Origin of the sequence: Ancylomarina sp. 16SWW S1-10-2, assembly GCF_009669305.1 — a bacterium.
Taxonomy (GTDB): Bacteria; Bacteroidota; Bacteroidia; order Bacteroidales; family Marinifilaceae; genus Ancylomarina.
In genome coordinates this window covers 125019-137075 of sequence record NZ_SADB01000007.1, presented here as the reverse complement: position 1 = coordinate 137075, position 12057 = coordinate 125019, and the positions used below count along the sequence as shown (strand labels likewise).

4 protein-coding genes are annotated in these 12057 nt (G+C 35.1%); 3 read left to right on the top strand and 1 reads right to left on the bottom strand.

From position 1 onward, the window contains the following. The first annotated feature begins 10 nt into the window (after positions 1–10). The 3 genes from EMN46_RS07575 to EMN46_RS07565 all read left to right on the top strand — a co-directional run bounded on the left by EMN46_RS07575 (position 11) and on the right by EMN46_RS07565 (position 8420). Positions 11–1132 carry an efflux RND transporter periplasmic adaptor subunit gene (locus EMN46_RS07575; RefSeq protein ID WP_154200195.1) on the top strand — a complete coding sequence of 374 codons (1122 nt, stop codon included), beginning with the start codon at positions 11–13 and terminating at the stop codon, positions 1130–1132. 1131 nt (positions 1133–2263) lie between these two features. Then, the gene (gene gltB, locus EMN46_RS07570; RefSeq protein WP_229130302.1) at positions 2264–6829 is read left to right on the top strand and encodes a glutamate synthase large subunit; all 4566 of its coding nucleotides are present in this window, start codon (positions 2264–2266) and stop codon (positions 6827–6829) included. A 136-nt stretch (positions 6830–6965) separates the two neighbouring features. After that, entirely contained in the window at positions 6966–8420 is a 1455-nt protein-coding gene (locus EMN46_RS07565; protein ID WP_154200194.1) for a glutamate synthase subunit beta, read from the top strand. Positions 8421–9354: 934 nt separating this feature from the next. On the opposite strand, the gene EMN46_RS07560 is transcribed toward EMN46_RS07565, so the two are convergent. After that, positions 9355–11904 (bottom strand): P-loop NTPase fold protein, encoded by a 2550-nt coding sequence (locus EMN46_RS07560; protein ID WP_195715210.1) that lies wholly within the window; start codon positions 11902–11904, stop codon positions 9355–9357. Positions 11905–12057: the final 153 nt, after the last annotated feature.

Here is a 12057-nt window from a genome sequence, read left to right as displayed (position 1 = left end):
CAGAATCACTATGAAAGCGAATCGGATTACTATTTATATTTTGCTCATTTTATCTCTTTTAGCTTGTAAAAATAAGACGGCTCAAGAAGCAGATGGAAATGAAACATCGAATCTTATTACCATCAGCCAAGAGCAATTTAAAGCAGAGGGGATGGCAATTGGAGCGGCTAGTATGCACTGCTTTGAAGATGAAATTGCTTGTACTGGTTTTGTAAAAGCCTCACCTTTGGGATGTGCTAAAATAAGTACACCCATATCAGGAATTATTAAATCGATCAATTTTAGTTTAGGTGACTATGTGAAAAAGGGACAAGTTATTTGTGAGCTTAATTCGAATGGCTTAATAGATATTCAGCAGCGTTTTATTGAAACAAAAGCCAATTTGAAGGTGATTAAAGCCGATTACGATAGAACCACATCACTGTTTAAGGATAAGATAATTGCAGAGAAGGAGTTTCTTAAAATAGAGAGTGAATATAAGACAACGCTCGGCAAGTTGAAGAGTTTGACTATTAAGCTCAATATGTTAGACCTAGATCTTTCGAAAATTGAAAGTGGCGATTTGTATGTTTCTTTACCTCTTAAAGCACCTATTAATGGCTATTTAACCAAACAGAACTTAACACTTGGGCAATATATTGAACAGAATCAGCAATTGATAGAACAAATTAATACCAATCAACTTCAATTGGAAATTGCTGTTTTCGAAAAAGATGTGAATAAGTTACAGCTTGGACAGACCGTTCATTTTAATAATATTGGAGATACTGAAACAGTTTATGAAGCTAAATTAACTTCAATAGGTAAAGGTATCGATATGGAGACTAAAAGTATTCACTGTTTAGCTTCCATAGATAGAAAGGCTAAATCAAAATTGATTCATGGTTCATTTATTCAGGCTAAAATTAAAACCAATGAGAAGAATGCGATGGCTTTACCAAGTGATGCGATTATCAAATCAGGAAGTGAATATTTTGTCTTGAGAGTTAATAAGAAGGATAAGACTAGCTATTTTTTCAGTAAAGAAAAAGTGACAATAGGTAGCAAATCAAAAGGGTATACAGAGATCTTAGAAAATAACAATTTGGACAAGGTTTTGGTTAAGGGAGTTTATAATATCTCTACAGATTAGATTTTGTAATTCTTAGATTGAGAGAAATGGAACACAAAGAATTGATTTCTCATAGGTAATGGGGTTTGAAAGTTCATTAAATAGTCTTGTTGTATATGAAAAAACAAAGAAGGATCCTATCATATAAAAAAAAAGGCATTCTAACTTGTTTTAGTACCAAGCTTGAGAGATCAACTAAGTTAATATTTAACGGTTATATTTTGGATATTATCTTTTCCAATCAACACCTAATTATATTTTAATTAGGGTGCAAATTAATAATTGGAGCCAATAAATAGGCTCAAAAACCAGAAGTTGTCACGAATGATAATCCGCTTAAAAAACATACTTTTAAAAAGGCTTTAATATGCTATTTTTAGTGTTTGTTAATCTTCGATTTTTATAGTCCTATTTTTCAATAATATTTAATGCTAAAAACGGTATTCTCGAAATCGTTTCCATTTTTGGTGGTATTAGTCATAATATTTTCGTTTGTTTCTCAATCCAATAATTATTTTTGTGAATTGATGAATTTCGTAATCCTTTGCGGAATTTAGAATGACTAGAAATTCAAAAAAAAATAAAAAATTCATATCCTTGAACCTTGCATTTATATATTTCAACTTTCATTCTTTAAACAGGGCATTTTTACAAGCATAGGGTGTAATATGACTTTGTTTTTATCTAAAAATAACCTTTGTTTTTTAGCTTTGAATATGTGATGTATAATGATTTAAGGTTTGTTTTTCCTTTTACAATAAGCTATATTTAAGATATGACATTAGAAATGTAAGTACAGTTTTAATGTCAAAAAAACTAAAATTTGTATTGCTTTAATCCTTCATTTTTTTGATCAAATCACTCCTTATTTTTGATTAAAAAGAGCCTGTTTAGAAAGGGGATAAAAAGTAAGAATTTGAGTTTGCTAAACAACAATAAACAACAACACTTCCTCAAAGATGTAAATGTCAGTTGCCTTCTGCTCGAAGATGATTTAATCATTTATGCGCCATACGTTGGCTTGTCCTTAAACAGTCAAAATTTAGAATAACAACTATTCACATAACCACTAATCTGTGAATAGCCATTAATAAACTATTAACCCTTGATTTAGCTTTTAAAGTTAAATCATCTAAGCCAAAAGGAATTTTTATGACAAAGATGAATCAACCCCATGACGAATGTGACCAAAGAGAAAAGTCAATGTATTTGCCACAGTGTGAATCAGATGCTTGTGGTATTGGATTTATTGCTCATGTAAAAGGAGAAAAATCTCACCAGATAGTTCTTGATGCATTAACAATGCTAGAAAATATGGAACACCGTGGAGCAATTGGGAGTGATCCCGAAACTGGTGATGGTGCAGGTATTTTAATACAAGTTCCAGACAAATTTTTCAGAAAAAAGCTTAAGCTTATTGGTCTGGAATTACCAGCCTTTGGTGAGTACGGTGTTGGTATGATATACTTTCCTGAGGATGTTAAGGAGAGAGAAGAATGTCGAAGACTTTTGAATATCAATTTGTCTGAACTAGGCTTTGAGTTGATTGGTTACCGTGATGTTCCTTCTGTATCAAATGCTGTGGGTGAAACTGCTCGCAAGACTGAACCTAAAGGAGAACAGATTTTTGTAAAGCATAAAGATGGATTGACAGGTATGGATCTAGAGCGTAAGCTCTTTGTATTGCGACAATATAGTGCGCATACGATCAATAAGATGGTTTTAAATAACAATCAAAGCTTTTATTTCACATCTTTCTCATATAAAACCTTAGTGTATAAGGGACAGTTTAGAACGCATCAAACCCGAAAATATTATACCGATTTACTCGATGAAGACCTTGAATCGGCAATAGCCTTGATTCATTCACGATTCTCAACAAATACATTTCCTAAGTGGCGATTGGCTCAGCCTTTCCGTTATATTGCTCACAATGGTGAGATAAATACCATTAAAGGGAATATGAACTGGATGCGTTCCAATGAGAAATTTTTGGAGTGTACCAAGTTTACCCACGAAGATATGATTAAGTTACGTCCAGTGATGGATGAAACGAATTCTGATTCGGGTAATCTAGATTCGATGGTTGAAATGCTAGTAATGGGAGGTCGATCTTTACCACATACATTGATGATGTTACTACCAGAGGCATGGCAGAAATCGCGTAAAATGGATGATGACAAGAAAGCTTTCTACCAGTATCATGCTTCCATAATGGAGCCTTGGGATGGACCCGCTTCCATTTGCTTTACCGATGGAAACATTGTGGGAGCGACTCTAGATCGAAATGGTCTTCGCCCTTCGAGACTAATTCTAACTAATGATGATAGAATAATTGTTTCGTCGGAAGTGGGTGCTTTGCCTATTGCTCCAGAAAAGATTGTGAGAAAATGGCGTGTGCAACCCGGTAAAATGATATATGTTGATCTGGAAAAGGGGAAAATAGTATTTGATAAGGAAATAAAAGCAGAGATAAGTAAACGAGCGGATTATAGAAGTTGGTTGGATATGAATCAATTACATATTGATAATATTCCTGAACAGCCATCATTAAAATACGATACTGAAAATTTATTGAGTCGTCAACAGGCATTTGGTTTTAGTCAGGAAGATGTGAAATTTATTATCACAAGTATGGCTGAAGAAGGCAAGGAGCCAATAGGTTCTATGGGGAGTGATGTGCCTTTAGCAATTCTCTCTAATCAAAGTCGTCACCTGTCAAATTACTTTCAACAACAATTTGCACAGGTTAGTAATCCGCCAATCGATCCTATTAGGGAGAGAATTGTGATGTCTTTAAGATGTTCAGTAGGGAAACTGTATAATCTATTGTCTGAAACGCCTTTGCATTGTAAGCAAATTGTATTCGACCAGCCAGTCTTGACTAATGAGCAGCTTTACAAATTGCAAAATTATCATGATACTAATTTCCGTATCAAGGTACTCGATGCCGTTTATTCTGCATCAGGTGAACCTGGTGAATTGGAAAAGGCATTAAATCTTATGTGCGAGGTGGTTGATAAGGCAATTATAGAAAATGGTTACAATGTAATTATAATTTCAGATAAAAAAATAGACACAGACCATGCGCCTATTCCATCGCTACTTGCAGTTGGAGCTATTCATCATCACTTAATTGAAAATGGTTTGCGTGTGCGTGTAGGTTTAATTGTAGAAGCTGGAGATGTAAGAGAAACGCATCATTTTGCAACATTAATTGGTTATGGAGCTAATGCTATTAACCCTTATATGGCATTTGATACGATTGTATCTCTTGAAGCTAATAAATTATCTCCTAAAAACCTTACAAATGAAATCGCTTTTAAAAATTATATTGCAGCTATAGGTAATGGTTTGCTTAAGATCTTTTCGAAGATGGGAATTTCAACCCTTCAATCTTACCAAGGAGCTCAAATATTTGAATCTATAGGTTTATCCAACGACGTTATAAATAAATGCTTTAAAGGAACCGTTTCTCGATTGGGTGGTATTGGATTTGAAGGTGTTTCATATGAGGTGTTGGTTCGTCACCAATTGGCATTCCCTAAGCAAGCAGGATTAAAACCCCGTTTAGATGAAGGAGGAATTTATCAGTGGAAACAAAAGGGAGAACACCACTTATTTAACCCAACAACTATTCGTCTGCTGCAACAGGCTGCTAGAACGAAGTCTCAAGAAGTTTATAATGAATATGCAAAAGAGATTAACAATCAGTCTGAAAAGGCGGTAACAATCAGGAGCCTTTTTGAATTTAAAAAGCGCAAATCGATTCCTTTGAGTGAGGTTGAACCTATTGAGAATATATTTAAACGTTTTGCAACTGGAGCCATGTCTTTTGGATCCATATCGCACGAGGCGCATTCTACTTTAGCTATTGCAATGAATCGTATTGGTGGTAAAAGTAATTGTGGAGAAGGAGGCGAAGACGAAATGAGATTCGAGCCACTTCCCAATGGTGATAGCATGCGTTCGGCTATTAAGCAGGTTGCTTCGGGGCGTTTTGGTGTCACTTCATATTACCTTAGTGAGGCTGATGAAATTCAAATTAAGATGGCACAGGGAGCTAAGCCAGGTGAAGGTGGGCAACTTCCAGGATATAAGGTGAATGAATGGATTGGTAAAGTGCGACATAGTACACCAGGTGTGGGATTGATATCACCACCACCACATCACGATATTTATAGTATTGAGGATTTAGCTCAGTTAATTTATGATTTAAAAAATGCCAATCGAAAAGCAAGAATCAATGTGAAATTGGTTTCAAAAGCTGGGGTTGGTACCATTGCAGCAGGTGTAGCTAAGGCTCATGCCGATGTGGTTTTGATTTCAGGATTCGATGGAGGAACCGGTGCTTCACCAATTAGTTCTGTACAACACACAGGAACTTCATGGGAGCTAGGTTTGTCAGAAACACATCAAACTTTGGTTAAAAATAAGTTGAGAGATAGAATTACTCTTCAAACTGATGGTCAATTGCGTACGGGTCGAGATTTGGCTATCGCGACTCTTTTAGGGGCTGAAGAATGGGGTATTGCAACAGCAGGACTAATTGTAATGGGTTGTGTAATGATGCGTAAATGTCATTCAAATACCTGTCCTGTTGGTGTGGCAACTCAAGATAAAGAATTGCGTAAGCTCTTTACAGGAAAGCCAGAGCATGTTGTGAATTTTTTCACTTTTTTAGCTGAAGATTTACGTCAGATTATGGCTGAATTAGGTTTTCGAACGATTAACGAAATGGTTGGTCAGACCGATGTGCTTAGATTGAGAGAAGATATTGAACACTGGAAAATTAGGAGCCTCGACTTAAGTCCTATCCTTTATAAGGAGAAAGCAAGTAAGGATGTTGGACTGTATAAAAAAACGGAACAGGATCATGGTATTGATAAATTTTTCGATTGGAAACTGATTAAATTGGCAAAAGCTGCACTCGAAAAAGGAGAAAAGGTTTATGGCGAGTTCGATTTGGTGAATACAGATAGAGCTGTAGGAACTTTATTATCTAACGAGATATCTAAAAAATATAAATCTGCAGGATTGCCTGAAGATACAATCAATTTGAAATTCAGAGGTTCGGCAGGACAAAGTTATGCAGCCTTTTCGGCTAAGGGTATCACTTTCGAGCTTGAGGGGGAAGCCAACGATTATTTTGGAAAAGGTCTTTCAGGTAGCAAGTTAATTGTTTATCCCGATAGAAAATCGACCTATGATGCGGCTGAAAATATGATTATCGGTAATGTTGCCTTTTATGGTGCAACATCAGGTGAAGCTTATATTAATGGTATAGCAGGTGAGCGTTTTTGTGTAAGAAATTCTGGCGTAACTGCTGTTGTCGAGGGTGTAGGACGTCATGCTTGTGAGTATATGACTAGAGGAACAGTTATAATTCTAGGTAATATTGGTTCCAATTTTGGAGCAGGTATGTCAGGCGGTGTGGCTTATGTGTACGATATTGATGGTACTTTTGATAAATACAAAAACTACGAATTGGACGATTGCGAAGGTATCGACATGGAAGATGAAGAATTGTTACGCGATTACATTAGCAAACACCAAAAATATACAAAAAGTAAGCGTGCTAAGCATATTCTAGACAATTGGGATAATGCGATGCTAAAATTCATCAAGGTTTTCCCAAAGGAATACAAACTCGCTCTTGAGAATCAAAAAAAGGAAGGTTATGTCCCTGAAAAAGGTATTCTGGCTTCACAGATTTGATTTAACGAGTTTATCATGCTCTGACTATAGGCAAGTTACACATGTCAGGGTATGACTAGTATTATTCCAAATTATTGAGAGCCTTACAAAAAGTGAGTCTCTTAGGTTAAAAATTTCAAATTAAAGAATTGAAAAGATGGGAAAATCAACAGGATTTTTAGAATATAAAAGAGAACTACCTGCCTTAAATCCAGTAGCAGTTAGAATCAAAGACCATAAAGAATTTATTCAATCAATAAGTAAAATTAAAGTCGAAAAACAAGCTGCGCGATGTATGGATTGCGGTGTACCTTTTTGTCATTCAGGCTGTCCTCTGGGAAATAATATTCCAGATTTTAATGATATGGTTTATAAAGACAATTGGAAAGCTGCCTATGAGATATTGGTCTCAACCAATAACTTTCCTGAGTTTACGGGGCGAATCTGTCCTGCACCTTGCGAAGCTTCGTGCGTATTATCTATCAATAAAGAACCTACAGCTATCGAGTTAATCGAAAAAAGTATTATTGAGCGTGCTTATCAAGAAGGGTGGGTAAAGCCTAATATTCCCTTAATTCGAAGTGATAAAAAAGTAGCCGTGATTGGTTCAGGTCCAGCTGGATTGGCAGCTGCAGCACAACTCAACTCAGCAGGATATACGGTAACGGTATTCGAAAGGAGTGATCGTATAGGTGGTTTGTTACGATACGGCATACCAAATTTTAAACTTGAGAAAACGGTGATCGATCGTCGATTAGATATGATGAGAGCTGCAGGTATTTTATTTAAAACAAATGCTGAAGTCGGTAGAAATATCCCAACTGATAGCGTGTTGAATGATTATGATGCTGTACTACTTTCTGGCGGTTCTACAATTCCTAGAGATGTGCCTATTAAGGGACGAGATTTAAAAGGCGTGTATTTTGCTTTGGATTTTTTACGTCAGCAAAATAAGCGGAACGAAGGGGATAAAATAGAAAAAAAAGATGATATTTTAGCTAAAGACAAACATGTTTTAGTCATTGGTGGTGGCGATACAGGATCCGATTGTGTTGGTACATCTATTCGTCAAAAAGCAAAGTCAGTACTTCAAATTGAATTACTGGTTAAACCACCTACAGATTTTAACCCAGTAACACCTTGGCCACAATACCCTGCCATATTAAAAACGAGTAGTTCACAAAAAGAAGGTTGTGAGCGTGAATGGTCGGTCTTAACCAAAGAGTTTATTGGTGATAAAAATGGGCAGTTAAAAGCGGTTAAACTAGTCGATATAAAGTGGGAAAATAGAAGTTTCGAAGAAATTGAAGGCAGTGAACGTGAAATACCTTGTGATTTAGCTTTTTTAGCCGTCGGATTTTTGCATCCACAGCACGATGGTTTGATTAACGAATTAGGAGTTGACTTGGACGAAAGAAAAAATGTAAAGACAAATGGATATCAAACGTCTAAGGCAGGAATTTTTGCTGCGGGTGATATGCGTCGAGGTCAATCTTTAGTTGTACATGCCATTAGTGAAGGACGTGAGGCGGCTCATAAGATTGATATTTACTTAAGTGGTAGTTCTGTTCTCGAATCAAAAGATAGTTCTTTAATCTCTGTCGTAGATTAAATTAAAGTAAGCCCTTCTCCTTTGTACATTTAGGAGAGGGGCTTTCTTTTTTATTGGCATTTAAAGCTCAATTCACCTGTCATGACCTTCGGTAATTTCGCAGGCTCGGTAGCGAGAGCGAGGAGCGAGCTCGTGGCAATCTCATGATAAATGCACTGTGATTTTATTAAACTGATTCTCTTTTATTTAGAGCCTCAAGTTTCGTTTTGTCAGGCTCTGACTATAAGCAGGTTGTAAGTGTCAGGGTCTGACTAGGTATTGTTCCAAATTATTGAGAGCCTTACAAAATGCTAATTACCCCAAACCCTTAAAAGTGGCTTCTGATAGATATTTATGCAAGTCACCTTGAGGGAACTGTAAGAAAAGCAAGTAAATATCAGTCAAGCATCAAGAATAAAGCGGTTTGTCATTGCGAGAGTGAGGAACGAGCTCGTGGCAATCTCATGATATAAATGTTCTGTTCTTATTTTGTGCCCGTTGGTGCGCGATTAGCTATTTTAATCCCTTTGGTTGTGAGCTCATTGCGTTCGGTTCACTTCGCTTCGGTAATATTGAGTTCCTTTACCTTATAAATCAAATTCCATACGTTAGAATCGTGCGGTAGCGCGAAAAGGAATGTGCTGGCAAAATTTCCGAAGGTGATGACAGCTCGCTTTTTTTTATGCTTCGTTTGTTGTTTCTACTCGTTCTATAGGCTAATGAGTTCAATATTGTGCGCCCAATCTGCTTCCCTTGCAAATTTCACTATCTCCGTTGTGCAACGGAAGGGTGCCGACTGCAACGGAACACCTCACCTGCGCAACGGAATGGGTCAAACATGCAACGGAGCACCTCCCACATGCAACGCAAGGGTAAGCAAGTGCAACGGAATAGCTCACCTTGGCAACGGAACAAGAGAATTTAGCAACGGAAGGGGTGTTTTGTGTAACTGAAGTTATTCTGATTGTTTTACTTTGATATTTTTAAATTCAAAAGCTACGCCTTGAGAATGATTTGATGAAGAAAATAGCTTATAAAAACGATTAAACTCTTCGAGATTCTTATATTGAGACTCATCCTTTTTATTCAACTCATTTTCGAAATTCGTCCAAGTGTCAAATATGACTTCTATCATTGTGCTTAAACTATAGATTCCATTGTCAAAACTATTTTGATCAACAATTGCTTCTAAAAATCCATCTAAATCTTTATTTAGAAAGAAGTTTTTCACAGTCTCTTTAGCTTCTTGGGGTATAATGTTATTGCTATTTATATCATTGTGTTCTTTGTATTTACATTTATGAAATAAGTTCCATATATGTCCGTCAAGTGTAGCTGTTTCATGACAATATTTCTTTAAGTAGCTAATGACTAACTCATGACTAAGTTTCTCTGATATAGGATATATATTCTGATATGAAGTGTTAATTCTATTTAGAATTTGTGCTTCGAAAGTATAAGGGCTAGGTGCATTAGCAAATAAAGATTCAATGAACTTTTCTAATTGATTCTTTCCATCTTCTTTAGGGTAGTACTTCTTTACAATTGAATCCTCGTAATTATCTAGCTTCTTTAATAAGTTTTTGCTATCAAAATTTACAATATTTACAAATACCATATTAGTATTTCTAATTGGAAATATAGCTAAATGAAATATGGCTCGTATTATTTTCTCGAAATCTTCTCGACTATCAAATGTGTTAATTTCATAAAATCTATTTTTCAATTCAACAGCAAGTCCCAATTTTGTCCATTCTGTAATTTTTGTCAAGAATTTATTATGGTCTAAATCTCTAGCATTGCTAAATTCGATTTCAGATAAGTCGCCTTGTAGAAGCGTGTATGAAAAATAACGATCAAACTTACTTGGGTGTATAACTGAAAGATGTTCTTTAGTATTGAATCCAAACATATCTGGTTCTGGAAATATACCACTGATAAGGGATGACATTTTAGTAATATTACTTTCTGGAATTGAAAGGTTTTTATAATTGTTTTTAAGATAGTTTTCGAGAATTACTCCTTTTTTATCTTTCCCTAATTCATATTGGTTGGTGCCTGTCCTTTGATTATATTTTGTTATTAAAAAATCAGATCTCCTTCTGAATAATAATTCATATACCGATGGATACTTTAATCTGATAAGCTCAAGTTGCAAAAAATCATAAAATATAATTTCATCAACTAATTTGGAATAATTGATTGTAATATTATTTGTTAATCGTGTAACGTCTCGCATGGTTTCAAGCCACTCATTCAAATAAGTAGGTTGCGAATTTGCTTTTCCAACTATAGCATGATCAAAGGTTTCTGGTTTAGCTTTAGGAAAACTCTTTTTTAACTTTTCAGCAAGTTCCTCTCGCAAAATATTTTTATTGAAATTAGGAAGGGTAACTTCTAACTGAAAGATCTTTTCAAGGAATTCAATTTCTCCAAATGAAGTATGCTTATTTAAGGCATTCACAATATAATTACGATCATAAGCGACTACAAAAATTGTATTATAGAAATTAGCTGTATTCCTTATGAGTCTAAGGACTTCAACAATTTCATGGCTATCTAATCTATCAAGATCGTCTATATATACAACTACTTTTTTGTTTATTTCCTCTAAAGCTTTGTTTATCTGATGATATAAACTGTTTGTAGGCTTGTTGTTAGTTAGAGAAGAAGTGATCAATTGAATAGATTTAGTCAACGTATTAGGTTTAAGTTGAACTAATTTTGCAGCATATTCATTTGATAATCTTACTATAGATGAATGGTAGGGACGAACTTTCTCATTAAATGAGTCGAAAAAATCTTGAATAATAGCTTGTGGAGATTGGCTATTCCAAGGATTGAAATCAATCTCGATGATATCAGGAGCTTTTACAGTTCTTTTAAGTAAATCGATAAATGAAGTTTTGCCTAATCCCCATTTACCATTAATCCCAATGGCAAATGATTTATCGAAATGACTATTAAGAATCTTATTCCCTAAAAGTTCTGCATATGAACTATACCCTAAAATATCTTTCCCTTTTTTACCCAAAGGTTTATCTTCGAATAGAGAACCTGGTATATTTTTCTGTTTTACCTTTTTATAGGGTATCAGTAATACTGCTTGGCAGAAAATCCCAAGTATTAATAAATCTGCATAATTAATACCATCCATCCAATAGAACGATATGAAAGTCCAAGGTGTTTCGTTATACCTGTAATATAGATATACACCCAAGATTAAAATTTCTAAAAATAAGAATTTTGTCGAAGCGACATATTTTTTGAATCTTGAAACCGTCAATAGGATAATACACAGAGCTATTGTTATAACAAATACATCAAGGGACCATGCTGGTTGCACATTTGATAGGATAGGTGTAACAAAATTCTTAGAAAGAAATTTTTCAATAGGAATCTTTAGTGCGACCAATAGAAATGTTCCTATTAAGTAGTAAATGGCTTTTCTTTTAAAAAAGAACTTGTGTACAGACTCAAGATTAATCATTGAAATTAAATGCATAATTAGATCAATTAATGTCTTTATGGGAGCGTTTGTACGGAATCGTTTAAACATGAAGGTAGTTTGGGTTATGTTCATGCGAAGTTAATAAAATATGTACTCGAAAGTAAACAATTATTGAGAGCCTCACAAAAAGAGTGAGACCCTCAAAGT